Raw genomic sequence first — 26292 nt, 5'->3', positions numbered from 1 at the left:
TCTTTTTTGCGTTCCGATACGTCATCGATCCGTGGGTGAACGGTCAAGCATTGCGACCGCATCTAGCAACTAGGACTTGAGCGTGCGCCGGCTACTTCTCGCATACTAATGAAGAGACATTCGTTAATGTGGGAGGAACGATATGGAGAAGTGGAAACGGTATGTCGTCGCGTTGCTCGTCATCTTGTTCGTCGGTGTCGGCTTTATGTTCTATTCGAAAGAGCCGGAAACGACGATGGTCGAGGAGTTTACGACGGTGGAGGAAGCAGAGGCGGTCCCGGTGACAGAAGTTGTCGTCTACGTCACGGGAGCGGTCGAAGCGCCCGACACGTATACGATGCCGCAAGGGGCTAGAGTCGGGGACGTCTTGTCTCTCGCCGTGTTGACGGACGAAGCTGACCCTGAACAGCTTAATTTAGCCCAATTGCTCGTAGACGGCACTAAAATCACGGTACCGAAACAAGGAGAGGCCGTTGCAGTCCCGGAAACCGATACGACGAACGGCATTCACGTCAACAGTGCGACGAAAGAAGAGTTGATGACCGTCCCCGGGATCGGTCCGGCCAAAGCGGACGCTATTTTGAACTATTTGAAAGAAAACGGTCCATTTAAATCGTACGACGAGCTCGGGAACGTCAAAGGGTTCGGTGAGAAAACGCTCGAGAGCATGGAAGGCTATTTGTTGGTCCCGTGATATGCCGATCTATCCATTGATCCCGATTGGTCTATTCATTGCTTGGAAGTCCGGGGCTTTTGGTGTCGTGCTCTTGTTCGGGCTAGCCTTGTTCCTGACGTGGCGTCGGCAAACGATCTACACACATGTCGGTGCGATCTCACTCGTTTTCCTAGTCCTGTTACAAAGTTCTGACCCGGCGGTACATGAAGCCGGGGACTCAGTCTTTGCGATCGAGAGCCGACGCGACAACGGTCAATCGGTTCGACTCTATGGTGAATCGAACGGGATGTCTGGGGTCTTGATCGGGCGCGACGTCGAGCTCGGGCGGCCGGGTGAGACGTGTCTCGTCACGTTCGAACCAGTCCCTTTTTCACCGCTTCGAAATACAGGAGGTTTTGACGAGGCGAAATGGGCGCACGGGGCTGGATTGTCTTTTAAAGGGAAGGATGTCCATGTCGAGCGGTGTCGACCGAGTGACGGATTAAATGGGCGCATGCTGCGCTGGAAAGAACGTCAGCTCGAACGGATCGAAGCGTCGCACCGTCCGGACGTGGCGCTTTACATGGAGGCGTTACTGTTTGGCGAGAGCCGTCTGCTCGACGAGGAGACATCGTTCTCCTATCGCGTGACGGGTCTGCTTCATTTGCTCGTCATTTCCGGGTCCCACATCGCCTTGCTCGTGTTTGCGCTCAGATGGGTGTTTCGTCCGTTGCCGCTTCATCGGGAGACGAAACTTGGTCTCGTGATCGTCTGCGTGACCGCATTCGGTTGGCTGACCGGTTTTTCGCCGCCGGTGGCACGAGCCGTGCTTGTCGCTGATGTCGTGCTCGTCTTGTCGCTATTCGGTCAGACGATTCGCGACCCGGTTCGTATGCTCAGTTGGTGTGCGGCAGCCTTGTTAGCCGTTCAACCGTACTTGCTATGGAATCTCGGGTTTCAATTGACAGTCGGTATGACCTTGTTTTTGCTTTTGACACGGTCGATGTGGACAAATCTGTTCAGCGTAGCGCTTTATGCCCAATGGTTCGGTTTAATTTTTTTATGGCAAATCCAGCCGATTATCTCAATCTTTGCTCCGGTGTACAACGTGATTGCCGGATTGTTGATTTCCTGGGCGATCCTTCCGCTTGCACTCGTCACTTATGTGATGCCGCAGTTCGAACCGACGCTCTATCCGATTCTCGACGGGTTGAACGGGATGTTTCAGATGCATCATACGTATCGTCCGTGGGTCCCGTTGCACGACATCACATTTTGGCATGCGGTCTATTTGTTCGTGTTGCTCGGGATTGGATTGATTCTATTAGATAAGAGACGAGCGGTCGGATGGGTCATTGCGGCAGTTTCGCTGCTTGCGCTGCACGTCTGGTTAGAATGGTCGGAGGAGCCGCGGGTGACGTTTTTAGACGTCGGGCAAGGGGACGCCATCGTCGTCGAGCAAGCCGGCATCACCGGTGTCATCGATGTCGGCGGCGTGTTTCAACATCCGGATGAGCAGAAACGGTCGACGTTCGACCCGGGTGCCGATGTCGTCGTCCCTTACATATGGAAACGAGGCGAGACCCGACTTGATTTCATTTTGCTGACGCATGCCGACCATGACCATATCGGTGGGCTGACGGGCGTGCTTGATCTGATTCCGGTCGAGGAAGTATGGATCGCGGCGGAAGTGGCCGATGAAACGAAGCGGCGGGCGTTAGTCGACGAGCTCGAACCGTATGACGTGAACGTGCGGTTGTTAGAAGCAGGAGAGCGGCCTTATCCATGGATGTGGGTCGTCACACCGGTTGATGCGGGTGAGGACGAGAATGCGAATTCATTGTCGGTTTTTATGAAAGTCGGAGACTTGTCCTATTTATTGACGGGTGACTTACCGGAGGCGAACGAGCGGTTGATCCCGACTGTCGACGTCGATGTGTTCAAACTAGGCCATCACGGGGCCGAAACGTCTTCCGGTGCTAACTTGATCGCTCGCATCGATCCAGAGTTTGTGGTCGTCAGCGTCGGCGCCAACAATCGATACGGTCATCCTCATCCAGACACGCTCGCCCGTATTCAGGGAAGGCGGTTGCTGCGGACGGATGAGGACGGGATGGTCGTCTGTGAGCGGGGACGGTGTCAGGGGAGCGTGAGAAGGGCAGTCAGGCCGTGAAAACTATGATAAACTAAAAAGCGATTGCTCCCCCGGGGCAATCGCTTTACGACTTAAAGACTTAAAAATTTGATAAGAACACCGATTGCGAAAATCGTGAAGAAAAAGCCGAACGGGACGATGAAGCCGATTGCTGAATCGATGGCATCGTTACGTTTGCACTGCACGTCGTTCTCAAACGGGTTTTCGCTTTGCGGGCGAACCGAGTTAATATGCATAGTGAGTCCCTCCTTAAAATGGTTCCGTTCTAAGTATAGCGAATCAAAGAAGGATAATCTATGTTTAGATAAGAATAAATTGTGAAAGTGGTGTGTGGTTTGAATGAACCGTGGTTGCACAACGGCAAGTTGTCGAACGTATACGTCCTGTACGGGACAGAGAAGTACTTACTCGAGACGTGGGAACGAGAAATCGTCAAGGCGGCCAGTCCGTCTGGCGACAAATTTGACGTCATGCAGCTTGATTTACATGAAACGTCACTCGATACGGCGTTAGACGAAGCTGAAACGGTACCGTTCTTTAGTGACTACCGCACCGTCATCGTCAAACAGGCCCAATTTTTAACCGGCGCCAAAGAAAAACAAAAGCAAAATCTCGAGCGGTTGACCGAGTACGTGTTGCAGCCGGCGCCTTACTCGGTGCTCGTCTTCATCGTTGAAGCGGAAAAACTCGATGAGCGGAAGAAAGTCGTCAAGCGCTTGAAAGAGCGAGCCATCGTCCTCGAGGCGAAGAAGCCGAGCCAAAGCGAGCTCATGCGCTACGTCAATGACGAGCTGAACCGGCGCAGGCAGTCGATGGAGCGTACGACGGTCGAACGCTTGCTATTCCTTTGTCAAGACGACTGGGGCAAGCTCGTCCGGGAACTGGAGAAGCTCCAGCTCTATGCTGGCGACGGAGCCAACATCCCGCTTGAAATCGTCAACGATCTCGTGCCTCGGACGCTAGAAGATAACGTATTCCAACTGTCCGAGTATTTGGTGGGCCGACGGGCCGATTTGGCGTTGCGCCTCGTCCGTGATTTAGAAAAACAAGGCCAAGAACTGATCGGTCTCTTGGCGTTGCTCGCTCGTCAATATCGAAATATGTACCTCGCCAAGCAGTTGACCGAGAAAGGGTACGGCGAGAAGCAAATCGCCTCAAAAATTGGCGCCCACCCTTATACGGTGAAACTGGCGACGCAAGCGAGCCGTAACTTTTCAGAGGCGCAGCTCGCCAAGGCGCTCACGCTCATCGCCGATGCGGACGAAGCGATGAAGACAGGACGGGGCGACAAACAGATCGTGTTTGACACGCTCGTCTGTCAATTAACATTACTGTGAGGTGGTTGTATGTTGCAGCAAGTGTTGCTTGAAGAAGTGGTCCCGCTCCGGCATGAAGTACTGCGTCCAGGTTTAGCCGTTTCGACGTGTTATTTTGACGGGGATGACGCCGAGTCGACCCGTCACTACGCCTGGGCTGAAGACGGGCGCATCTTATCGATTGCGACGGTGATGCGACAAGACCGGGAGCTGTCTGGCGAACGAGTTTCGTTTCAACTGCGCGGCATGGCCACCGATCCGGCCGTCGCCGGGACAGGCGTCGGATCTCGTTTCTTACAGGCGGTCCATCGTGAATTGAACGCTTCTTGGTGGTGTAACGCCCGCGAGGTCGCGGTCCGGTTTTACGAACGCAACGGCCTCGTCATCGTCGGGGATCCGTTCGAAATTGAAGGCATCGGGACACATTACGTCATGCTATACAAAAAAACAGCCGGCTCCTGAACGGAGGCGGCTGTTTCGTTTGTTCTCTAATTAGAGAGCTGCGATACGAGCTGCGAGACGTGATTTGTCACGACCTGCTTTGTTTTGGTGGATGAGACCTTTTGCTGCAGCTTTGTCGATTTTCTTCGTAGCGAGGACGAAAGCTTCTTGAGCTGCTTCTTTGTTTCCTTCGACGACGAGAGTATCGACACGTTTTACTGCTGTACGCATTGCTGCTTTCTCTTGCGAGTTAGCGACGCGACGTTTTTCAGAAGTTTTTGCACGTTTGATTGCTGATTTGATATTTGCCATGTTATTTCACCTCCTGAAACAAGAAAGTGTATGTTCTCATTACTTCAAGTAATCATTCAACAGAACAAGCACAATTGTAGCAAACGGTTATTCGAAAAGCAACCACTTGATGATTATTCTGAAAACTATATGTGGTATTGTTGTAGTAGGTCGTACACATTAACTTAGGATTTTGATATAATGACACGGTATGCATGAGAAGGATAGGTGAACCCATATATGAATAAACAAGAATTAGAGAACCGTCAGAAGAAGATTCGCAACTTTTCCATCATCGCCCACATCGATCATGGCAAGTCGACGCTAGCTGACCGGATTCTCGAGAGAACTGGTGCGCTTACGGCGCGTGAAATGAAAGAACAGACGCTTGACGCGATGGATCTCGAACGGGAACGTGGCATCACGATCAAATTGAACGCTGTTAAATTGAACTATACCGCAAAAGATGGAGTTGAGTACATCCTTCATTTGATCGACACGCCTGGACACGTCGACTTCACGTATGAAGTCTCGCGCTCACTCGCAGCGTGTGAAGGTGCGGTCCTCGTCGTTGATGCCGCCCAAGGGATCGAGGCGCAGACGCTCGCAAACGTCTACCTCGCACTCGACAACGACCTCGAGATCATCCCGGTCATCAACAAGATCGACTTACCGTCGGCTGACGTCGAACGCGTCCGTCAAGAGATTGAGGACGTGATCGGACTGGACGCCAGTGATGCGGTGCCGGCTTCTGCCAAGGCAGGAATCGGGATTGAAGAAATTCTTGAACAAATCGTAGAGCTTGTGCCGCCGCCGACGGGAGATCCGTCAGCACCGCTTCAGGCTTTGATCTTCGACTCGTATTACGATGCGTATCGTGGCGTCGTCGCCTCGATCCGAGTCGTCAACGGTTCGGTCAAAGTCGGGGATAAAGTTCAAATGATGTCGACCGGTAAATCGTTCGAAGTGACGGATCTTGGTGTCTCGACACCTAAACCGTTATCTGTGAAAGAGTTGAATGTCGGAGACGTTGGTACGCTCTCAGCATCGATTAAAACGGTTGGCGACGTTCGTGTCGGTGATACGATCACGCTCGCTAAAAACCCATCGACCGAGCAACTTCCTGGTTACCGTAAGATGAACCCGATGGTATACTGCGGTCTTTATCCGATTGATGCGGCCAAGTATAACGATTTGCGTGAAGCGCTTGAGCGGCTCCAGTTATCTGATGCGGCACTCGAGTTCGAGCCCGAGACGTCACAAGCGCTCGGATTTGGTTTCCGTAGCGGATTCCTCGGCATGCTTCATATGGAAATCATTCAAGAGCGGATCGAGCGCGAGTTTGGAATCGACTTGATCACGACGGCACCGTCGGTTATCTATCACGTTACGACGACGTCAGGAGACGTCATCCACGTCGATAACCCGTCGAAGATGCCTGAGCAACAAAAAGTTGAATTGATCGAAGAGCCATACGTTAAAGCGGCGATCATGACACCGAACGATTACGTCGGCTCGATCATGGAACTTTGTCAGAAGAAACGTGGCAGTTTTATCGATATGGAGTACATCGATACGACCCGTGTTAAAATCACGTACGATATTCCGCTCAGTGAAATCGTCTACGACTTCTTTGATCAATTGAAATCAAGTACGAAAGGCTATGCCTCACTGGACTATGATTTGATCGGGTATCGTCCGTCACGCCTCGTCAAGATGGATATTCTCCTCAACAACGAGCTCGTCGATGCGCTCAGCTTTATCGTTCACCGCGACTTCGCCTACGAACGTGGGAAAGTCATCGTTGAAAAGTTAAAGGCGCTCATCCCACGGATGCAGTTCGAAGTGCCGATCCAAGCAGCGGTCAGCACGAAAATTGTCGCCCGGTCGACGATCAAGGCGTTACGTAAAAACGTCCTTGCCAAATGTTACGGCGGCGACATCTCGCGGAAACGTAAACTTCTCGAGAAACAAAAAGAAGGTAAAAAACGCATGAAGATGGTTGGATCCGTCGAAGTGCCGCAAGAAGCGTTCATGTCCGTCTTGTCGATGGACGAAGAATGAGTGGTCGCCCTTATCCATGGATAAGGGCGATTTTTTTCATTTGGCAGGATTCGTGACGTCCGGTACGGAATAGTACCCACTTACAGAAAAATAGAGGAGGAGTAGCGGTGACCGTCTATAATTTTTCAGCAGGGCCGAGCGTTTTGCCAAAATCGGTACTACAAGAAGTGCAAGACGAGTTTCTGTCTTATCAAAAAACGGGTGTCTCGATCGTCGAGATGAGCCACCGTTCGGAGCGCTTCATTGCGATTACCGAGGCGCTCGAAGCGAGGCTGCGGAGATTGATGGACATCTCAGACGATTACGCCGTCCTTTGGCTGCAAGGCGGGGCGACGCTCCAGTTCTCGATGATTCCGATGAACTTGCGTACGACAGGGCGTTTCGCTTATCTCGACAGCGGCACGTGGTCGAAAAAAGCGATCGCTGATGCCCGCCACTATGGGGACGTCGCCGTCGTCGGCAGTTCGGCGAGTTCGAACTATCGGGAACTGCCTGACTATGAAGGGGATGGCGAGACCGCCGATTATCTCCATTTGACGCTGAACAATACAATCGAAGGGACACGTTATACGATGCTTCCGGATACAGGCATCCCGCTCGTCGCGGACGTGTCCTCCAATATTTTGGCAGAATCGATCGACGTGAGCCGCTACGGTCTGCTGTACGCAGGCGCCCAAAAAAATATCGGACCGGCCGGGTTAAGCGTCGTCATCATTCGTCGCGACTTGATTGTCGACCGCGATTTGCCAAGTTATTTGAACTACGCCCGTCACACCGACACCGTTTTGAACACACCGGCGACGTTTAGCATGTATGTCGCCGAACGGGTTCTCGCCTGGGTCGAACGGACGGGTGGCGTCGCCGAGATGGAACGGCGCAACCGTGAGAAGAGCGCGCGATTGTATGCTTATTTAGACGGCTCAACGTTGTTCCGGTCGCTCGTCACAGGAGATATCCGTTCATTGACGAATATTCCGTTCACGACGGGACGGGACGAGACGGATCGAGCGTTTCAACAGTTCGCCGAGGAACGTGGATTGATCGAACTTGGTGGCCACCGCTCGGTCGGAGGGCTGCGGGCCAGTCTTTACAACGCGATGCCGCTCGAAGGAGTCGTTCGTCTAGTCGAAGTGATGCAAGCATTTGAACAGGAGGGATACGATGTTTCACATCAAAACATATAATCAAATCGCATCAGCCGGGCTAGAGCGTTTTGAGCCGAGAGAATACGCCGTCAACGCAGTGGAGCAGGCCGATGCCTGGGTCATTCGGAGCCATGACGTTCACGACGCCGAGATTCCCCCGTACTTGCTCGCGATCGCCCGGGCCGGGGCTGGGGTGAACAACATCCCGCTTGAGCGCTTGGCGCGTCAAGGCGTCGTCGTGTTCCATACACCAGGGGCGAACGCGAACGCGGTCAAAGAACTCGTACTCGCGAGCATGCTTTTATCGGTCCGGCCGATCCTTGAAGGCGCGCGTTGGGTGAACGAGCAAACGTTCCCAAGCCAAGCGTTACTTGAGCGGGCGATGGAAGACGAGAAGCGTCGCTTTGTCGGCTCTGAATTACGAGGCAAGAAGGTCGGCATCGTCGGCCTCGGCGCGATCGGGGCGTCGCTCGCGAACGACCTGCTTCAGCTCGGTGTCGACGTCGTCGGGTACGACCCGCATTTATCGGTCGATGGAGCGTGGAACGTATCAAAGCAAGTAAAACGAGCCAAGCACTTGGACGATTTGCTCAGAGACGTCGATTTGCTCTCGATCCATATGCCGCTCACGGACGACACACGCAACTTGATCGACGCTAGTTGGTTCAAACGGATGAAGCCTGGGGTGACGTTATTGAACTTCGCCCGTGGCGAGCTCGTGAACGATGCTGATTTGATTGAGGCGTTACAAGATAAAGTGGCGACGTACATTACAGACTTCCCGCAACAGGCGTTACTCGGCCATCCTCAAGTCGTCGCTTTTCCGCATCTTGGGGCTTCGACACGAGAATCCGAAGTGAATTGCGCGATTCAAGCCGTCGATACGCTGAAACTGTATTTAGAGACCGGAAACATCCGGAATTCCGCTAACTTTCCGGACACTGAACTTCCTTACGTCGGCAAGCGACGCTTGGCGGTGCTGCACTTGAACGTCCCGAACATGGTCGGTCAAATTGCGAGCCGGCTCGCCGAGAACGGGATCAACATCGATAACATGGTGAATCGCAGCCGGAACGATGTGGCCTACACGATGATCGACATCGATAACCATAAACAAGAAGAACTGTCCGTGCATGCTTTGTACGACATCGAGGGCGTCATGCGCGTCCGTGAATTTTAAGGAGGGATCAACATGGTCATATTTAAACCGTTTAAACCGTATATGCCGGCCCATCCTGAAGCTGTGGCGGCCGACCCGTACGACATCGTGAACGTCGAACAGGCACGAGGAGACGTCGAGCGACGTCCGAACTCATTTCTCTCGGTCGATAAGCCGGAACTGTTTGCCGCTGACCTGTCACTCGAAGCGTGGGGACGACGTGCGAGGACCGAGTTGGAACGGTTGTACGCGACTGAACTGACGGAACAGGCAAACGGCTTTTACGTGTATCGGCTGACGAATCAAGGGCGGCGTCAAACCGGTCTCGTGGCGACGTTTTCGGTCGCGGATTATGAGGCGGGCCGCATCAAGATCCATGAACATACACGAGAAGTGAAAGAGCGGGAACGGGTCGAACATGTGGCGGCGACGAAAGCGCACACCGGACCGATTTTACTGAGCCATGAGCCGGACGAGGCGTTACGGCGTATCCTTGAAGCCGCCACGAACGAACGACCTCTATTTTCCTTCACGGACAGTCAAGGTGTCTTGCACGAAGGCTATGCGGTGCCGCCGAAAGACCAGGCGCGTGTCATTATGATCGGGGCGACGATCCCGTCCATCTATATCGCCGACGGGCATCATCGGGCCAAAGCGGCGGCTGTCGTCGCGGCGCTAGAACTGCCTGAAGGTGAATCGAAACTAGAGCGCGATCACTTTTTAGGTGTGCTCTTCCCGAGCGACGAGTTGACGATCTTGCCGTACCATCGCCTGTTGACCGATGTTACGCCTGAAGAAGTCGCGGCTTTATTGGACGGGATTTCGTTCTCGTACGAAGTGGTGTCGACTGACGGCCTCGTCGTTCCGCAAGCGCGCGGTTCGTTCGGATTGTCTTACCGCGGCAAACAGTATGAGTTGACGAAACGACAGTCGACCGCGGCTCTCGACGTTGCCACGCTACAACGGGATATTCTCGAACCGTACTTCGGAGTGGACGATGTCCGGACCGATAAACGGATTGACTTCGTCGGCGGCTCAGACGCCGTCGAACAACTGGAACGGTTGGCCGAGCGACCGGATGTCGTCGTGTTGACATGTCACGCTACGGCGATGGGAGAGTTGATGCAGGTCGCCGATGAATCCGGACAGATGCCACCGAAATCGACTTGGTTCGATCCGAAACTGAAGAGCGGATTGTTCATCCATCGTTTCGATTGAATGCAGACAGTGGCGTGAAGACGTAAAAAGCGTTATAAATGGAAGGAGAAGAAAGGGGTGGCCGCCATGGCTAAAGCCGTATATCTTCACATTCCATTTTGTGAACATATTTGTTATTACTGCGATTTCAACAAGGTGTTCTTAAAGAACCAACCGGTTGATGACTATTTAGATGCGTTAGAACGAGAGATCGTCCTATCGCTTGAACAATATCCGACAGATGAGATCGAGACGATCTTTATCGGCGGAGGAACGCCGACCGCGCTCGATGAGGTGCAGATGAAACGTCTCATGGACATGGTCGAGCGGCACTTGCTCCCGCTCGCTACAAAGAATATAGAATACTCGGTCGAGGCGAATCCGAACTTTGTGAGCGCCGAAAAGCTCGATACGATGAAACGAGGCGGTGTCAACCGCGTCAGTTTCGGCGTCCAGACGTTCGACGACGGCGGGCTTGAACGGATCGGGCGGACGCATCGGGCGGATGACGTGTTCGCGACGGTGACGGAGGCGGCGAAACGGTTCGACAACATCTCGATCGACCTCATGTTCGGACTACCGGAGCAGACGCTCGAACAGATCGAACGGGACCTCGACTTGGCGTTCAAACTGCCGATCCAACACGTCTCGTCCTATTCCTTGATCCTCGAACCGCACACCGTCTTCGCGATCCAAGACCGCAAAGGCAAGCTTCGTCTGCCGGGTGAGGACATCGAAGTCGCCATGTACTTGAAAGTCATGGAGACGCTCGAACGCCGTGGGCTCAAGCAGTACGAGATCTCGAACTACAGTGTCGAGGGACGGGAGAGCCGTCACAACCAAGTGTATTGGCGGAACGAGGAGTATTACGGCTTCGGAGCCGGGGCTCACAGTTACTTGAACGGCGAGCGCCGGGCGAACGTCGCGCCGATCCCGCACTATATCAAGGCGGAAGGTTTACCGGTTCGAAGTACGACGACACTCGAGACGTTCGAGCGGATGGAAGAAGAGTTGTTTCTCGGACTCCGGATGCGCAGCGGTGTGTCGTTTGAGACGTTCGAAACGAAGTACGGTGTCTCGATGGAGTCGGTGTTCGGGCACGTCTTGTCCGAACTGAAAGCGAAACAGTTGATTGAAACGACGGACACGCACGTCCGGTTGACCGAGTCGGGACTCCCGCTCGCCAACGAGGCGTTCGCGGCATTCATCGGTGAGGCACGATTAAATGATGTGACAACGTAAAAACAGGCGAATCCGATGTCGGATTCGCCTGTTTTAGTTAGAGAACGAGCTCGCGGTAGATCGGCATGAGCCGTCCGAACGTGTCCTCGACAAGGGCGAGGAACGCCGCTTCGTTTTGGAGGATCGAGGCATCGGCCGAAAGTTGACGACCGATCAAGAAGTCGGCTTTTTTGACGGTCGCGAAGCGCTCGACGATAGCATCGATTGACGCAGAGGACGTCTCTTCGATCAAGAACGCCTCTTTTTTCATATGATCGCCGGCAAGATGGAAGTCGGGAAATTTATGTTTAAAGTCGATTGTCATGAGTCGTTTGCCGATTGCTTCTTTGTTCGGCATCTCATAGATGAAGGCAAGCCAGACGAAGACACGGTCGTCGAACAGACCGACTTGGAAATGCGGATGTTTCTTATAGCCACGTTTATCGTGACAGATCGCCATCCACGTATCTTTCGGCGGATTGACCGTCCGGCGGGCGTGCTTGGCGACGTGGAGATAGAGCGGGATGCCGACGTCGGCTTCAAGCTGCGGACCGACCTCGTCATAGATGCGATGGAACAGCGGTTGAATGTCCGCGCGAATACCTGACATGCGGGCGTCGAGCCCGTCTTGCGTAAACACGTTAAATTGTTTAGTTGTAAACATATGATCACCTCAATTCGTATCATACCGAAAGTGCGCGGAAGATGCATTTCGAATGACTTTCAATCGATGGAAAAAATGATGCATTTGAATTGACAAATAAGGAGAACATGATAATATTTGAAGTGTGATTAGCACTCAGTAAATATGAGTGCTAATAAAAGTGAGGCCAATCCTTCAGAGAGGAGTGATGTTGTGCTGACAGAGAGACAATTGCTCATTTTACGAGCAATCATTGATGATTACATTCAGACAGCCCAGCCCGTCGGTTCACGGACGCTTTCGAAACGGGATGACTTGTCGTTCAGTTCGGCGACGATCCGAAACGACATGGCGGATTTAGAAGACATGGGCTTGATCGAAAAACCGCACACTTCAGCAGGACGAATCCCGTCTGAAGTCGGGTATCGTTATTACGTCGATCACCTTGTCGAGACGAAACTCATCGACGAGCGGGAAACATATCGGCTCGGGGAACGCTTGCGAGCGTCCGCCCAAGAGTCAGAAGTCCTCATTCGTCAAGCCGCTGACCTACTCTCTGATTTGACCAATTATACGACGGTAGCGCTCGGCCCGAGCAGTCAGATGAACCGGCTGGCACGGATCGATTTGATGCCGCTCGATGAACGGCGCGGTGTCGTCTTGATCGTAACGGATCAAGGCCACGTCGAACATCGAACGGTCGTGTTCGAATCGCCGATGGCGCCGGATATGGTCGAACAAACAATCCGATTTTTAAACGATCGTCTAAAAGGAACTCCGCTCGGTCAACTGAAGTTCCGTATCGGAGAAGAAGTGTCAAACCTTCGCCTCGCTCATCAACAACAATATGAGTCGATGATGCAACTCATTCAAGCGACCGTCGGGGTACATCATCCGACCTCGCTGTATCTTGGTGGGAAGAAAAACATCTTCAACCAACCCGAGTTTCAAACGCTCGATACGTTACGTCCGTTCCTAGAGTGGATCGACGAGCAAGAACGGTTGACCGACTGGCTCGAATCGTTGCCAAATCGCGAGATTTATGTGAGCATTGGGAGCGAGAATGGGATTCTTGCGCTTCAAAATTGTAGCGTCATCACCTCGGACTATACGCTCGACGGCAAGACGTTCGGGACGATTGCGATGATCGGTCCGACCCGGATGGATTATCGGCACGGGGTGCGGATGATGGGACAAATCATTGAAGCGTTAAGGCGAACGAAACTAGAAGAGTGAACGAAAGGAGCCTCAATATGACTACTGAAAATCAAAACGGGCCAGACCAAGAAGAAGAAGTGCTCGAAGAGAAAGATTTCGACGCGTTGCAGTCAGAGACTGCGGACGCTGACGAGGTTTCAAATGCTGAAATAGTGGAAGAAAGTTCTGAGGGACCAGATTTGCAACAAGAAATCGAAGCGCTCAAAGCGAGCGAGCTTCGGATTCGTGCTGATTTTGACAACTTCCGTCGCCGAACGAACGAAGAGAACGCGAAACGCGTCAAGTTCGCTTCGCAAGCCGTCATCGAGAAACTGATTCCGCTCATCGATAACTTTGAGCGTGCGCTTCAAGTCGAAGCGTCATCGGATGACGCTAAACAGATTCAAGCGGGTGTCGACATGATCCACCGTCAATTGCTCGACGTGTTAAACGCCGAGAACGTTGAAGTGATCGAAGCAGTCGGTCAGCCGTTCGACCCGAATTATCATCAAGCGGTCATGCAAGAACCGAGTGATGAGTTCGAGTCTGGGATTGTAACGATGGAGCTTCAAAAAGGGTACACGTTGCACGGACGCGTCATTCGTCCAAGCATGGTAAAAGTTTCGGAATAAAATTACTTAACTAGATGGAGGAATAGACAATGGCTAAAATTATCGGAATTGACTTAGGAACAACGAACTCTTGTGTAGCAGTTATGGAAGGTGGCGAAGCGGTCGTCATCTCAAACGCAGAAGGGAACCGTACGACACCGTCTGTCGTCGCATTCAAAGGGGAAGAGCGTCAAGTCGGTGAAGTCGCGAAGCGTCAAGCGATCACGAACCCGAACACGATCCAATCGATCAAGCGTCATATGGGAACGTCACATACGGTCGAAGTCGACGGTAAGAAATTCACGCCACAAGAAATTTCGGCCATCATTTTGCAAAAACTTAAAAAAGATGCAGAAGACTACCTTGGTGAGTCCGTAACTGAAGCGGTCATCACAGTTCCTGCCTACTTTAACGACGCTGAGCGTCAAGCGACGAAAGACGCCGGGAAAATTGCCGGTCTCGATGTCAAACGGATCATCAACGAGCCGACAGCAGCGGCGCTCGCTTACGGCCTCGACAAAGGTGAAGATCACACGATCTTGATCTATGACCTCGGTGGCGGTACGTTCGACGTCTCGATTCTCGAGCTCGGAGACGGCGTGTTTGAAGTTGTCGCGACAGCAGGGGACAACCGACTCGGTGGAGACGACTTTGACCAAAAAGTCATCGATTACCTCGTGTCTGAATTCAAAAAAGAGAACGGTATCGACCTCGCGCAAGACAAGATGGCGCTCCAACGCTTGAAAGATGCGGCCGAGAAAGCGAAGAAAGACCTTTCAGGCGTGACAAGCGCGCACATCAGCCTCCCGTTCATCACAGCAGGAGCAGCTGGCCCGCTTCACCTTGAAACAACACTCACACGTGCGAAATTCGATGAATTGACAGCAGACCTCGTCGAGCGCACGATGGAACCGACTCGCCGCGCGTTGAAAGACTCAGGCCTCACGCCGTCTGATCTCGACAAGATCATTCTCGTCGGTGGTTCGACACGTATCCCTGCGGTCCAAAAAGCGATTCACGATTTCACGAAGAAAGAGCCGTTCAAAGGCGTTAACCCGGACGAAGTCGTTGCCCTCGGTGCAGCGATCCAAGGCGGTGTCCTTGCCGGTGACGTGAAAGACGTCGTCCTTCTCGACGTGACTCCGCTTTCGCTCGGTATCGAGACGATGGGTGGCGTGATGACGAAGTTGATCGATCGCAACACGACGATTCCGACATCGAAATCACAAGTCTTCTCGACAGCAGCAGACAACCAGCCAGCCGTTGACATCCACGTCTTGCAAGGAGAACGCCCGATGGCGCCTGACAACAAGACGCTCGGTCGTTTCCAATTGACGGACATCCCGCCGGCACCACGCGGTGTCCCACAAGTCGAAGTCAAGTTCGACATCGATGCGAACGGAATCGTTCACGTATCGGCGAAAGACCTCGGCACGAACAAAGAGCAGTCGATCACGATCCAGTCGTCTTCAGGTATCGACGAGGCTGAAATCGAGCGCATGGTGAAAGAAGCGGAAGCGAACGCGGAAGCAGACAAACAGCGTAAAGAAGAAGCAGAGCTCCGTAACGAAACGGACCAACTCGTCTTCGCGACGGACAAGGCGATCAAAGACCTTGGAGATAAAGTCGACGCAACAGATAAAGACAAAGCCGAAGCAGCGAAAGAAAAAGCAAAATCAGCACTTGAAGGTACAGACCTCGAAGCAATCCGTACGGCGAAAGATGAGCTATCTGAAGTCGTACAAGAATTGACGCAAAAAGTATATGCGAACATGGCTGAACAGCAAGGTGCTGAAGGCGCTGAGACACAAACAGAAGCGAAAGACGATAACGTCGTCGACGCGGAGTTTGAAGATCTCGACGATCGTAAATAAGGCAACCGATAGATTGGATGGCGCCAAAGCAGGTTTCTGCTTTGGCTCTTTCCATGTTAAGGTAGAATCGGTAAAATCGAACTTGAAACAGTAAAGAGGAGAGAGTAACGTGGCGAAACGAGATTATTATGAAGTGCTTGGCCTAGACAAATCGGCCTCGGCGCAAGACATCAAACGGGCCTATCGCAAATTGGCACGGGAATATCATCCAGACATCAACCAAGAGCCGGATGCGGCCGATAAATTTAAAGAGCTCGGTGAGGCGTATGAAGTGCTGTCAGACGAGCAGAAACGGGCTCAATATGACCGCTTCGGATTTGAAGGAGCGAGCCAGTTCGGAGGCGGCGGTGACTTCCAAGGCGGATTCGGCGACATCTTCGACATGTTCTTCGGCGGCGGCGGACGTCGTCAAGACCCGAACGCACCGCGACGCGGAGAAGATTATCAATACGTCGTCGACCTCGACTTCATGGAGAGCGTGACCGGTAAGACGGAAACGATCGACCTTGAGATCGAAGTCGAATGTGACACGTGTATGGGTAGCGGTGCCAAGCCGGGGACGAAACCAGAGACGTGCGGCCGTTGTGGCGGTAGCGGTGTCGAAACGGTCGAACAGAACACGGTGCTCGGTCGCATGGTCAATCAGCGGACGTGTAGCCAATGTCATGGAACAGGCAAGACGATCAAAGAGAAATGTACGACGTGCCATGGCTCTGGTCACGTCAAGAAGACACAGCAAGTCGAAGTCAAAATTCCTGCCGGTATCGATAACGGGCAACAGATCCGCATGTCCGGCAAAGGTGGTCCTGGCGCTAACGGTGGCCCGGCCGGCGATCTTTACATCGTCGTCCGCGTTCGGGCGCACGAAATCTTCGAGCGTGTCGACCAGCACATCTCGATGGAGATGCCGGTCACGTTCGCGCAAGCAGCACTCGGCGCCGAACTCGAAGTCCCGACCGTGCACGGCAAGGTCAGCTTGAAAGTGCCAGCCGGAACACAGACCGGATCGAAATTCCGTTTGCGTGGAAAAGGGATGCCGAGCGTTCGCGGCGGCGGCAACGGCGACCAGTACGTCAATATCGTCATCATGACACCGACGAACATGACAGATCGTCAAAAAGAATTGCTCCGCGAGTTTGAAGAGATCAGCGGAGAAGCGGGCGTGGAAGAACAGCACGGCCTCTTCCAAAAGATGAAAAAGTTTTTTAGCCAGTAAAAGGAGCGTGTACAAGCGATGAAATGGTCTGAAATTTGTGTCCACACGACACAGCAGGCAGTCGAAGCCGTATCAAATTTACTACATGAAGTGGGGGCACAAGGTGTCGTCATCGAGGACGTCGAAGACTACGACCGGATGATGGCAGAAGATCATTTCGGAGAGATTTGGGACGAATCCGGCCGCGATACGTATCCAACGTCGGGTGTCCACGTGAAAGCGTACGTTCCTGTCTCAGGCGACCTACCGGACACGCTCTCGACACTGAAAAAAGAAATTGAACGGCTGCGCAATATCTTTGAAGTCGGCGCTGGTACCGTGACGGCGCTCGAGATGGATGAGGAGGACTGGGCCCACTCGTGGAAGCAGTACTATAAACCGGTCAAGATCTCGCAACATCTCACGATCGTGCCGCTGTGGGAAGAATACGTGCCACAACCGGAAGAGAACGTGATCTTGCTCGACCCGGGTATGGCGTTCGGGACCGGGACGCACCCGACGACGATGCTGTGCATTCAAGCGATCGAGAACTATATCCAACCGGGTGACCGCTTGATCGATGTCGGGACGGGCTCAGGCGTACTTGCCATCGCGGCGGCGAAGCTTGGCGCGGAACGAGTCGAGGCGCTCGATTTGGATGCGGTCGCGGTCGAATCGGCCCGCCAAAACGTCGAGACGAACGGCGTTCTAGACGTCGTCGACGTCAAGACGGGTGATTTGTTGAAAGGGATGAGCGGTGAGTATGACTTGATCGTCGCCAACATTTTAGCTGACGTCATCATGCTGTTCGTTGACGATGCTTACGTGCGCGTCAAACCAGGCGGCTATTTCATCACGTCGGGCATCATCGGCCAAAAACGAGATGAAGTGACGGCAGCGCTCAAGGCGGCTGGATTCTCGATCGAAGAGACGCGAGTCATGGAAGACTGGGTCGCCATCATCGCGAAGAAGGGATAAGCCATGCAACGCTATTTCTTACAACGTGATGCGTTTAAAACAGACACGGTCGCATTGCCGCAAGACGTCGTCCATCATATCGGGACGGTGTTGCGGGCGGGACCGGGTTATCAGATGGTGTTGTTAGACGGTACAGGTGTCGAGTACGTCTGTGAGGTGATCGCGCTCGAAAAAAAATCGGGGACGGCAAAAGTACTCGAAGCGCGGCAGGCGACGACTGAACTGCCCGTTGATGTGACGCTCGCCTACGCACTGCCGAAAGGTGATAAAGTCGAGCTTGTCGCTCAAAAAGCGACCGAGCTCGGGTTGTATCACTTGAAGTTGTTCGAGTCGAAACGATCGGTCGCGAAATGGGACGCAAAAAAAGCCCCTAAGAAAGTTGAACGGCTACAGAAAATCATGCAAGAAGCGGCCGAACAGTCGTACCGGGCCGTCGTCCCGACGTGCGCGTACGTCTCGTCGCGTGACCTGCTAGACGACTTTTCTAATTACGATGCGGTCGTCATCGCTTATGAAGAGTCGGCGAAGCAAGGGGAACAAGCGGCACTCGCGGCTGTCTTCAAAGCGCTTGAACGCGGACAGCGTCTCCTGCTGATCGTCGGTCCTGAAGGCGGATTTGACGATCAGGAGATTGACGCCTGGACGAATCAAGGCGCGCGCCCGTGTGCGTTCGGCCCCCGGATTTTGCGCACCGAGACGGCGCCGCTCTACGCGTTAGCGGCGTTGTCGTATGCGCTTGAATTGAATTGAACACGAAATCAGCTCCCGCAGTTTGCGGGAGCTGATTTTATGTTTAATGACCACATGACAAGAGCCCTCGCCTAGGCGAGGGCTCTTCTTCATGACAGATTATTTTTTGAACAACGTGATCGTCTTCGTCGTCACGTTGCCGGCGAGGTCGACCGCTTCGAACGTGAACGTATTCTCTCCTGACGTCACAGGAAGCGTGACTTTTTCAGTTCTTGAGAAAGCGCGCATCTCATAAGGTGCTTTTAGTGCCTGGCTGAATTTCAAATCACCGTTCACGAGGAGCTTCACTTCATCAAAATTATCTTTGACAGTCACGTTGACGTTGACCGTAGTTTGTTTTTTCCCGATTTGTTTCGGTAGTTTCCCGATCTCGATGACGGCTGGTGTCGCATCGACGAAAATTGTCCGTTGGAAGTTGGCGACGTTTCCAGCCGCATCCTCAGCGACGAAGCGGAGTTTGTGCACGCCGTCTGTAAATGTCCGATTCGTACTGAAGTCATATCGTTTCGTTGTTTCATTCCATGTGAGCGGGACATCAATCCCATCGACTTGGAATGAGTTGATGTTTGATGCGTCTTGAATCGATCCTTTGATGGGGACGATTGACGTCGCGTAAGGTGACAAAGCGAGCGGCGCGTCCAAGAAGACGCCAGGTTTTTCTGAATCCGTCGAATAGGCGACTGTTTTGGTCGTGCTATTTCCGGCATGGTCGGTGACGCGGACGCTGACTTCATCGGTCTCATTAAGTGGCGACGTGAAGGCATGACTGGCCGACCCGTTTGCAAGTTTGGCGACAGACTTACCGTTCAAGAAGTATTCGACAGAATGGATACCAGAGAAGTCGTCGTTCGCTTTTACGGACAAACTGTCATCTTGCCACTTCGCCGAGAACGTCGGATCTGTATAGTCGACTTTAACCGGGAAGCGGAGCGTCTGTGCCTCTTTTTTCATGTAATCGATGCTCGCTTCGATCTCATAGAAGTACTTGCCGGCCGGGGCCGGGTTACCGTTCAATTGTCCGTCCCATTTGTAGTCGGCTGAGTAGTAGTAAGGTGTATTGCGTCCGCCATCGAAGTAGTTTTTACGCAACTCGTCATCTTGCCGGAGCGTGCGGACGACATCGCCTGACTCGTCGACGATGCGATATTTGACGTCTTTGGCGTTACGAAGGAGCGAGAAGACCGGTGTCGCCACATCTTTTACGTTGTCCCCGTCAGGAGAGAACGCGATTGTGTCGGACGTGAACGACTCATCTAGGTTCATGCCCAAATAATTCCCTGTCTGATCGACCATTCCAGCCGTCTGATAGAACGATCCTGATTCATAGATGGAAGCGTCAAAGATCGGTGCTTTGCCCCAGTCGCCTTCGAAACCGACGAACGGTACGACGAGTCCTGGATTGCCTTCTGCCCCGTTCACATCGGTCAAGCGCACGAAACCGTCGACGAAATAGCCGTTTTCAAATACGTCTTTGGCCGAGACGAGACCGTTCAGCGTCTTTGGATTGAGAACCTGCGCTTTCGAGACGTCGAGCGCGATTTTGAGTTCGACTGTTTGCTTCGCTTTCAGTTTGACCGTATTTGCTTTCTTCCCGTTGATCGTCACGCTGGCGTTTTGGAGTGGTTGGGCCTCCATCGCATTTTGAATCGTCCCGGCCGTCCGTTCGATGGCGAGGTCGGTCTGAAGTGAAGACGAAACATCGTATGACACGGCTTTGTCGGATAAGTTCTCGACAACAAGCGTGAACGTCGCCTTGCTTCGGTTGAGTTCTTTTAAGGCAACTTTTGCTTCTTTTGTTGTCTTTTCATAGGCGACGGCTGGCGTTGAGACGGCCGCGTGCAATTGCATCAAACCGGCTCCTCCCCGACGCGGCGTGTATGGGAGGTTCTGATTCAACTGTTGGTTGTATGGACCGATATCAGTCACGGCTTTCGATGTGTTGATCAACAAATTCTTCGCCATCGTTACCCGAGCCGTACCGCTTAAAGCGAACTCGCGATCGACACGTTCGAGCACGAGGGCGGCGCCTCCTGCGACGTGTGGTGCAGCCATCGACGTTCCGCTCATCAATCCGTATTGATCGTCATTCAACGTCGAGAAGATTTGTCCGCCTGGCGCCGAGATTTCAGGTTTGAAATCGAGGTTTGGTGTCACGCCCCACGAAGTGAAGTTAGACAGTGAACCGGCTGCACGGTTAGCGACGCTAATGCGGTCACCTGCGAATTTAATGTTCATTTGTTCACCGGCAACGAGTCGCTGTTGAAGCTCATTTCCGTCTTTAATGCTGAGTGACGCCATCGGGATTTGTGGGTTCGCTAGCGCCATACTGACGTAATCACCATGACCGACGGCACCGCGGACGATGACACCGGCAGCCCCGTTCGCTTCGGCTGTCTTTTGAATGTTCGAGTAGAAATAGGCGCCGTCACGCACCGCGAAGACGATCTTCCCTTTCACGTCTTTCCCGACGTATTGACCAGGCTGTCCGTCACCGACATGGACGAGTTCATAGTCCCCGTTCGTGAAAGCTGGGCCATCTTGTTTCTTCCATCCGATTTTATCGGTCTTGTCACCGGATTGAATCGAGAAAGCGTCCAATTGGATTTGGTCGTTCTCGAGTGAGGCGACTGAAGTCGAGGCCGAGCTCACGCTCGGAGCGCCGACGACGCCGGTATCCGGATTGTTCGCATAAGGGAGATCGTATCCGTTTCCGAAGTACGCCGAGTTACCAGCTGAGATCGACATGAAGACACCGTTATCGACAGCACGCTGTACCGCTTGTTGCTCGGGTGAGTCGGCATCGACGAAACCGGCCGTCGATCCGAGACTCATATTGATGACGTCGGCGCCGAGTTTGATGGCATCGTCGATCGCTTTAATATAGATATCGCCGTACGTCGAGGCGTAGTTCGGGTCGTTGCTGAATACTTTGAGACCGAGTACTTGCGATTCTGGAGCGACACCTTTCAAACCGCCAGTCGCCTCATCCCCGTTGGCCGCGACCGTACCCGATACGTGCATCCCGTGCATCGAGGCGCCAGGGGAATCATCGCGAATATCATCGTTCTCGTCGTAATAGTTATAAGCATAAGGAACTTTCTCGTTTATGTAGGCTCCCGGCAAACCGAACTCACTGACTGCCGACTCGACCTCACCTTGCGTGAGCTCTGCTTTTGTATCGTCGGTTAAGCGGAAGTCGCGATGGTCTGCATCGACACCCGTATCGATGACGGCGACGATCGTTCCTTCGCCGGTATACCCATAGTCGCCCCATGTCTGTTGCGATTGGACCATGCCGTTACTCGTTACCATATCCGGTTTGACCTCGGGGCGCTCGTATTCATTGACGACATGGACGTGAGCGACTTCAGGCAACGCTTCAACTTTCTGGACGTCTGTAGCCGAGAGCAACGTACTGAATCCGTTGAAGACGGTCGTGAACTCTTCAATCGTTTCTGCTTTCACACCTTTTTTTGAGATGGCGGCTTTCGCTTTTTTCTGTTCGGCTTTGACGAGTCCGTGAGCATTGTCTTTCTCGACCTTCGTCAATTCATTGAATTTTTTCCCTTTCTTTTTTGCTTGTTCGATGGCAGGTGCACCGACGAGTTCGACGACGACACGCAATTTTTCTTGCTTGTCGGCGATCTCAGCATTCGGCGTAACGGATCGTTTGGCAAGTACCGGATCTGTTCCGAGTCCGAGCAGCCCAGGTGTCAACGCCAGGCATGTAGCGAGGGAGACGTTTACATAAAATTTAAAGTTTGGCAATTTGAAAATCCTCCAATCGTTTAATTGAGAAGTATATGTATTTGTGGAAAATGATAGCTGAATGCAGGGCGATAATCGCTCGTTTTTTTCGAAAACAAGGTAATGAATTTGAACAAATTTAAAAATTCTGACAATTACTTTCGGCCTATCTTTTACTAAAATAGCTAGGTCTAAATTCACGCGTTCAACTCAAGTTTCAAAATTTGGGCGTGATATGCCCTCGAATAAAATGATTCGAACAATTCGCTTGAGATTTTTTTTGAAAATTGGTATGGTCTGAATAGATAAAACATATAAAACTTATCGACATAGTCGGAATAAAGCGATGGGGTGGAGCAATGGGATTACAGTTCATGGACATTTTTAAGGAATGGGCAACGCAATACGACACGACCGTGGCCGGACATGACGAGCAATATAAAGAAGTGTTCGCAGGTTATGAGGAGATGTTGAGCGAGGTCGTGGATCATCTCGAAGGGAAGGTCATGGAGTTCGGAGTCGGGACCGGGAACTTAAGTATGAAGATTTTAGAACGTCACGAGCTGGTTGCGGTCGAACCGTCCCCGGAGATGCGGGCTGTCGCCGCCGAAAAACTTGAGATTGATATTATCGACGGTGACTTTTTAAACTATCCGACGACAGAGCAGATAGATACGATCGTGTCGTCATACGCGTTTCACCATCTGACGGATGAAGAGAAACGGACAGCGATTCAAGGTTACGTCGAGCAGCTCGATTCACCGCGATTCGTCTTACTCGACACGATGTTCGCCTCGCAAAAGGCGAAGCGAGACATTCTCGACTGGGCGAGCGGTAACGGGTACGACGACTTGGTAGAAGATTTGAACCGCGAATTTTATCCGTATACGCAAACGATTCAAGCGATGCTCGAAGCGAACGGTTATACGGTCTCGATGACACAAAAAAATAAATTCGTCTGGCTCGTCGTGGCCACGAAACAATCAGGAGGAACTCAATCATGAAAAGTTATAAAGTCGAAAGTTTTAATTTGGACCATACAAAAGTACAAGCGCCTTACGTCCGTTTAGCAGGAGTGAAAAAAGGGACGGCCGATACGATCTATAAATACGACATTCGCTTCATCCAACCGAACGAGGGTCTCATGCCGATGCGGGCCGTCCATTCGCTCGAGCACTTGATCGCTGAGAACAGCCGCAGTCACTCGGACCAAATCATCGACGTCTCGCCGATGGGTTGCCAGACTGGTTTTTATTGGACGATGTTGAACGACGGCGATTACGAATCGATGCTCGACCTCGTCGAGGCGACACTCCGTGATGCAGCAAATGCGACGGAGTTGCCGGCGCAAAACCCAATCCAATGCGGAAGTGCCAACCACCACGACTTTGAGGGCGCAAAAAAATTAGCGGCCGACATGCTCGCGAAACGTGACGAGTGGCACATCATCTTTAAGGACGAGGCGTAATATGCTCGTCAATAACGTCTATGAACTGATCGGGGACACGCCGCTGCTCGAGTTACGGACGTTGCCTGTTCCGAAAGGCGTTAAAATATACGGCAAGCTCGAGATGATGAATCCAGGCGGGAGTGTGAAAGACCGGCTCGGGCTTCATTTGATCGAACAAGCGCTTGAACGCGGCCAACTCGAACGAGGTGGTACGGTCGTTGAGCCGACGGCCGGAAATACCGGCATCGGGCTCGCCCTCGCCTGTCAGCGGTACGGGGTGAACTTGATGACGGTCACGCCTGAAAAGTTTAGTCAAGAGAAGCAAGCGCTCATGTCATTGCTCGGCGCGACTGTCATTAACACGGAAACCGAGCTCGGGATGAAGGGTGCGATCGAGCGGGCCAAAGAGTTGGCGGTTGAACATAACGCCTATTTACCTGAACAGTTCTCGAATCCGGATAACCCGGATACGTACGTCGACTCACTCGCCCGAGAGCTATTGCAAGATATACCGAATATCGACGTCTTCATCGCCGGCGCGGGCTCGGGTGGCACGTTCACTGGGGTAGCCGCGGTTCTAAAAAATCACGGCACACGCAACGTCGTTGTCGAGCCTGAAGGATCGATCTTAAACGGTGGGCAACCAGGGCCCCATAAAACAGAAGGAATCGGTGTCGAGAAGTGGCCTCCATTTTTAGATCGTGAACTCGTCGATGGGATTTATACGATTTCTGATGATGACGCGTTTTATTACGTCGCCCATTTGGCGAAGCAAGAAGGACTGCTCGTCGGAAGTTCTTCCGGTGCGGCCATCGCCGCTTGTGTGAAGGAAGCAAACCGGATGACCGAAGGTGTGATCGTCACGATTTTACCAGACAGTGTCGAACGATATTTAAGTCAAGGAATAGTCAAGGAGGCAGAACATGCGTACAAAAACAGCGCTTATTCACGGCGGTAAGACGACGGACCCGTTGACGGGTGCCGTGACACCAGCCATCTATCAAACGAGTACTTATAAACAAGACGGAATCGGCAATTTGCGGGACGGGTATGAATATTCGCGGACGGCTAACCCGACGCGGACGGCGCTTGAGACGCTGATCGCCGACATCGAAGGCGGGGCGCGTGGTTTTGCGTTCGCTTCAGGGATGGCCGCCATCTCAACGATTCTCATGTTAATGAAATCAGGGGACCACGTCATCGTCGGTTCTGACGTATATGGGGGAACGTACCGTGTATTCAATCGAGTATTTCAATCACTTGGCTTGGAAGCATCTTTTGTCGATACGTCTGACGCGGCGGCAGTCCGCGAAGCCGTCCAACCGAACACGAAAATGATTTATGTCGAGACGCCGACGAATCCGCTCTTGAACGTCACGGACATGCGCAGTGTGCGTGACATTGCGACCGAGGCCGACGTCTTGTTCGTCGTCGACAATACGTTCATGACACCGTATTTCCAAAATCCGATTGAGTTCGGTGCGGACTACGTCTTGCACAGTGCCACGAAATATTTAGGTGGACATAGTGACGTCGTCGCCGGACTCGTCGTCGCCCGGACAGAAGAACTTGGGGAACGTTTGGCGTTCCTACAAAACTCGGTCGGAGCCGTGCTCGGACCGCAAGACAGCTTCCTCGTCGTGCGCGGCATCAAGACGCTCGCGGTCCGGATGGAAGAGATCGAGACGAACGCGCTCGCACTCGTCGAGTTCTTGACGTCTCACGAGGCGATCAGCCGGGTGTTGCACCCGAGCATTGCCAGCGAGACAGCGAAACAAATCCATCTGTCACAAGCCCGAGGCTTTGGCGGCATGATCGCTTTTGACGTCGGATCGGCCGAAGCGGCAGAGACGGTCGTTGCGAAAACGAACTACTTCACGCTCGCTGAAAGTCTCGGTGCGGTCGAGAGCTTGATTAGCGTGCCGGCACGGATGACACATGCCTCGATTCCGGCCGAACGTCGGGCAGAACTCGGCATCACGGACGGGCTCGTCCGTATCTCTGTCGGACTTGAAGATGTAAACGATTTGATTGAAGACTTGGAGCAAGCACTTGCGGCCTTGACGACAATCACGAGCTGAATGAACGTGTGACACGAGGTGCGCTCTCAGAGCGCGCCTCTTTTGTCGTGGGAAGGTTGGAAGAAATCGCTTGAATGTCCGAAACGCATCGACTAAACTGACGATAATTGATTAGGAGAGCG

At 52.8% G+C, this 26292-nt stretch carries 23 protein-coding genes; 19 read left to right on the top strand and 4 right to left on the bottom strand.

The genetic code is table 11. The features are described 5' to 3' along the window. Positions 1-142 precede the first annotated feature (142 nt). Complete coding sequence (locus EVJ20_RS05395) at positions 143-694, top strand: helix-hairpin-helix domain-containing protein (protein ID WP_131490396.1); 552 nt, start codon at positions 143-145, stop codon at positions 692-694. Position 695: 1 nt separating this feature from the next. Next, positions 696-2828 carry a DNA internalization-related competence protein ComEC/Rec2 gene (locus tag EVJ20_RS05390; RefSeq protein ID WP_131507226.1) on the top strand — a complete coding sequence of 711 codons (2133 nt, stop codon included), beginning with the start codon at positions 696-698 and terminating at the stop codon, positions 2826-2828. A gap of 53 nt (positions 2829-2881) precedes the next feature. Here the strand turns inward: EVJ20_RS05390 and EVJ20_RS05385 are convergent, their stop codons facing one another. Then, on the bottom strand, positions 2882-3046 hold the full coding sequence (locus EVJ20_RS05385; RefSeq protein ID WP_016508105.1) for a YqzM family protein: 165 nt from the start codon (positions 3044-3046) through the stop codon (positions 2882-2884). A gap of 90 nt (positions 3047-3136) precedes the next feature. Here EVJ20_RS05385 and holA point away from each other — a divergent pair, with 90 nt between their 5' ends. Beyond that, positions 3137-4147 (top strand): DNA polymerase III subunit delta, encoded by a 1011-nt coding sequence (gene holA / locus EVJ20_RS05380; RefSeq protein WP_233589589.1) that lies wholly within the window; start codon positions 3137-3139, stop codon positions 4145-4147. Between the two features lie 9 nt (positions 4148-4156). Further along, complete coding sequence (locus EVJ20_RS05375; RefSeq protein ID WP_131490394.1) at positions 4157-4588, top strand: GNAT family N-acetyltransferase; 432 nt, start codon at positions 4157-4159, stop codon at positions 4586-4588. A 30-nt stretch (positions 4589-4618) separates the two neighbouring features. On the opposite strand, the gene rpsT is transcribed toward EVJ20_RS05375, so the two are convergent. Next, the gene (gene rpsT / locus EVJ20_RS05370) at positions 4619-4879 is read right to left on the bottom strand and encodes a 30S ribosomal protein S20 (protein ID WP_034778152.1); all 261 of its coding nucleotides are present in this window, start codon (positions 4877-4879) and stop codon (positions 4619-4621) included. Positions 4880-5098: 219 nt separating this feature from the next. Here rpsT and lepA point away from each other — a divergent pair, with 219 nt between their 5' ends. From lepA to hemW, 5 genes are all read left to right on the top strand, one after another. Continuing rightward, on the top strand, positions 5099-6922 hold the full coding sequence (gene lepA / locus EVJ20_RS05365; protein WP_070326972.1) for a translation elongation factor 4: 1824 nt from the start codon (positions 5099-5101) through the stop codon (positions 6920-6922). A gap of 107 nt (positions 6923-7029) precedes the next feature. Beyond that, complete coding sequence (gene serC, locus EVJ20_RS05360) at positions 7030-8106, top strand: 3-phosphoserine/phosphohydroxythreonine transaminase (protein WP_131463815.1); 1077 nt, start codon at positions 7030-7032, stop codon at positions 8104-8106. Further along, positions 8084-9247 carry a phosphoglycerate dehydrogenase gene (locus tag EVJ20_RS05355; RefSeq protein ID WP_070326974.1) on the top strand — a complete coding sequence of 388 codons (1164 nt, stop codon included), beginning with the start codon at positions 8084-8086 and terminating at the stop codon, positions 9245-9247. Before serC ends, EVJ20_RS05355 begins: the two co-directional genes overlap by 23 nt. 12 nt (positions 9248-9259) lie before the next feature. Then, complete coding sequence (locus EVJ20_RS05350) at positions 9260-10444, top strand: DUF1015 domain-containing protein (protein ID WP_131490393.1); 1185 nt, start codon at positions 9260-9262, stop codon at positions 10442-10444. A gap of 66 nt (positions 10445-10510) precedes the next feature. Beyond that, a complete protein-coding gene (gene hemW / locus EVJ20_RS05345; protein WP_070326976.1) occupies positions 10511-11665 on the top strand; it encodes a radical SAM family heme chaperone HemW in 1155 nt (384 codons plus the stop codon). A 37-nt stretch (positions 11666-11702) separates the two neighbouring features. Here hemW and EVJ20_RS05340 read toward each other — a convergent pair whose 3' ends face one another. Further along, complete coding sequence (locus tag EVJ20_RS05340) at positions 11703-12308, bottom strand: DUF1054 domain-containing protein (RefSeq protein ID WP_131469711.1); 606 nt, start codon at positions 12306-12308, stop codon at positions 11703-11705. Between the two features lie 192 nt (positions 12309-12500). Here EVJ20_RS05340 and hrcA point away from each other — a divergent pair, with 192 nt between their 5' ends. The 6 genes from hrcA to EVJ20_RS05310 all read left to right on the top strand — a co-directional run bounded on the left by hrcA (position 12501) and on the right by EVJ20_RS05310 (position 18892). Continuing rightward, the gene (hrcA, locus tag EVJ20_RS05335) at positions 12501-13523 is read left to right on the top strand and encodes a heat-inducible transcriptional repressor HrcA (protein ID WP_070326978.1); all 1023 of its coding nucleotides are present in this window, start codon (positions 12501-12503) and stop codon (positions 13521-13523) included. A 17-nt stretch (positions 13524-13540) separates the two neighbouring features. Beyond that, positions 13541-14116, top strand: coding sequence for a nucleotide exchange factor GrpE (grpE, locus tag EVJ20_RS05330; RefSeq protein ID WP_131463808.1), 576 nt, complete (start codon positions 13541-13543; stop codon positions 14114-14116). 29 nt (positions 14117-14145) lie between these two features. Beyond that, on the top strand, positions 14146-15969 hold the full coding sequence (gene dnaK, locus EVJ20_RS05325; RefSeq protein ID WP_071397788.1) for a molecular chaperone DnaK: 1824 nt from the start codon (positions 14146-14148) through the stop codon (positions 15967-15969). Positions 15970-16078: 109 nt separating this feature from the next. Further along, positions 16079-17185 (top strand): molecular chaperone DnaJ, encoded by a 1107-nt coding sequence (gene dnaJ / locus EVJ20_RS05320; protein ID WP_131439963.1) that lies wholly within the window; start codon positions 16079-16081, stop codon positions 17183-17185. 18 nt (positions 17186-17203) lie between these two features. Continuing rightward, positions 17204-18142: a 50S ribosomal protein L11 methyltransferase gene (gene prmA, locus EVJ20_RS05315; RefSeq protein ID WP_070326982.1), complete on the top strand. Its 939-nt coding sequence runs from the start codon at positions 17204-17206 to the stop codon at positions 18140-18142. A 3-nt stretch (positions 18143-18145) separates the two neighbouring features. Next, on the top strand, positions 18146-18892 hold the full coding sequence (locus tag EVJ20_RS05310) for a 16S rRNA (uracil(1498)-N(3))-methyltransferase (RefSeq protein WP_131507224.1): 747 nt from the start codon (positions 18146-18148) through the stop codon (positions 18890-18892). Positions 18893-18991: 99 nt separating this feature from the next. On the opposite strand, the gene EVJ20_RS05305 is transcribed toward EVJ20_RS05310, so the two are convergent. Continuing rightward, the gene (locus EVJ20_RS05305; RefSeq protein ID WP_131463804.1) at positions 18992-22660 is read right to left on the bottom strand and encodes a S8 family serine peptidase; all 3669 of its coding nucleotides are present in this window, start codon (positions 22658-22660) and stop codon (positions 18992-18994) included. 338 nt (positions 22661-22998) lie between these two features. On the opposite strand from EVJ20_RS05305, the gene EVJ20_RS05300 reads away from it, so the two are divergent. Genes EVJ20_RS05300 through EVJ20_RS05285 form a run of 4 tightly spaced genes read left to right on the top strand, consistent with a single transcriptional unit; the run spans position 22999 to position 26170 of the window. Further along, positions 22999-23643: a class I SAM-dependent methyltransferase gene (locus EVJ20_RS05300; protein WP_131463802.1), complete on the top strand. Its 645-nt coding sequence runs from the start codon at positions 22999-23001 to the stop codon at positions 23641-23643. Next, positions 23640-24107, top strand: a complete 468-nt coding sequence (locus EVJ20_RS05295) for an S-ribosylhomocysteine lyase (protein ID WP_131439956.1) — start codon at positions 23640-23642, stop codon at positions 24105-24107. Before EVJ20_RS05300 ends, EVJ20_RS05295 begins: the two co-directional genes overlap by 4 nt. A 1-nt stretch (position 24108) precedes the next feature. Then, positions 24109-25047 carry a PLP-dependent cysteine synthase family protein gene (locus tag EVJ20_RS05290; RefSeq protein WP_131463800.1) on the top strand — a complete coding sequence of 313 codons (939 nt, stop codon included), beginning with the start codon at positions 24109-24111 and terminating at the stop codon, positions 25045-25047. Then, the gene (locus EVJ20_RS05285; protein WP_131463798.1) at positions 25013-26170 is read left to right on the top strand and encodes a bifunctional cystathionine gamma-lyase/homocysteine desulfhydrase; all 1158 of its coding nucleotides are present in this window, start codon (positions 25013-25015) and stop codon (positions 26168-26170) included. Before EVJ20_RS05290 ends, EVJ20_RS05285 begins: the two co-directional genes overlap by 35 nt. The last annotated feature ends 122 nt before the right edge of the window (positions 26171-26292 follow it).

It is taken from the genome of Exiguobacterium sp. SH0S1 (assembly GCF_004337165.1).
Classification (GTDB): Bacteria; Bacillota; Bacilli; order Exiguobacteriales; family Exiguobacteriaceae; genus Exiguobacterium; species Exiguobacterium aurantiacum_A.
Note: the sequence above shows the minus strand (reverse complement) of the source record. Positions and strands in the feature narration are given on the sequence as shown.

What these genes read in the sequence shown, in the direction of transcription:
- grpE (WP_131463808.1), top strand. Translation starts at nt 13,541, where the DNA reads ATGACTACTGAAAATCAAAACGGGCCAGACCAAGAAGAAGAAGTGCTC.
- EVJ20_RS05355 (WP_070326974.1), top strand. Translation starts at nt 8,084, where the DNA reads ATGTTTCACATCAAAACATATAATCAAATCGCATCAGCCGGGCTAGAG.
- lepA (WP_070326972.1), top strand. Translation starts at nt 5,099, where the DNA reads ATGAATAAACAAGAATTAGAGAACCGTCAGAAGAAGATTCGCAACTTT.
- EVJ20_RS05350 (WP_131490393.1), top strand. Translation starts at nt 9,260, where the DNA reads ATGGTCATATTTAAACCGTTTAAACCGTATATGCCGGCCCATCCTGAA.
- EVJ20_RS05285 (WP_131463798.1), top strand. Translation starts at nt 25,013, where the DNA reads ATGCGTACAAAAACAGCGCTTATTCACGGCGGTAAGACGACGGACCCG.
- EVJ20_RS05290 (WP_131463800.1), top strand. Translation starts at nt 24,109, where the DNA reads ATGCTCGTCAATAACGTCTATGAACTGATCGGGGACACGCCGCTGCTC.
- EVJ20_RS05390 (WP_131507226.1), top strand. Translation starts at nt 696, where the DNA reads ATGCCGATCTATCCATTGATCCCGATTGGTCTATTCATTGCTTGGAAG.
- EVJ20_RS05295 (WP_131439956.1), top strand. Translation starts at nt 23,640, where the DNA reads ATGAAAAGTTATAAAGTCGAAAGTTTTAATTTGGACCATACAAAAGTA.
- EVJ20_RS05300 (WP_131463802.1), top strand. Translation starts at nt 22,999, where the DNA reads ATGGGATTACAGTTCATGGACATTTTTAAGGAATGGGCAACGCAATAC.
- dnaK (WP_071397788.1), top strand. Translation starts at nt 14,146, where the DNA reads ATGGCTAAAATTATCGGAATTGACTTAGGAACAACGAACTCTTGTGTA.
- rpsT (WP_034778152.1), bottom strand. Translation starts at nt 4,879, where the DNA reads ATGGCAAATATCAAATCAGCAATCAAACGTGCAAAAACTTCTGAAAAA.
- EVJ20_RS05340 (WP_131469711.1), bottom strand. Translation starts at nt 12,308, where the DNA reads ATGTTTACAACTAAACAATTTAACGTGTTTACGCAAGACGGGCTCGAC.
- EVJ20_RS05395 (WP_131490396.1), top strand. Translation starts at nt 143, where the DNA reads ATGGAGAAGTGGAAACGGTATGTCGTCGCGTTGCTCGTCATCTTGTTC.
- EVJ20_RS05375 (WP_131490394.1), top strand. Translation starts at nt 4,157, where the DNA reads ATGTTGCAGCAAGTGTTGCTTGAAGAAGTGGTCCCGCTCCGGCATGAA.
- hemW (WP_070326976.1), top strand. Translation starts at nt 10,511, where the DNA reads ATGGCTAAAGCCGTATATCTTCACATTCCATTTTGTGAACATATTTGT.
- prmA (WP_070326982.1), top strand. Translation starts at nt 17,204, where the DNA reads ATGAAATGGTCTGAAATTTGTGTCCACACGACACAGCAGGCAGTCGAA.
- EVJ20_RS05310 (WP_131507224.1), top strand. Translation starts at nt 18,146, where the DNA reads ATGCAACGCTATTTCTTACAACGTGATGCGTTTAAAACAGACACGGTC.
- EVJ20_RS05385 (WP_016508105.1), bottom strand. Translation starts at nt 3,046, where the DNA reads ATGCATATTAACTCGGTTCGCCCGCAAAGCGAAAACCCGTTTGAGAAC.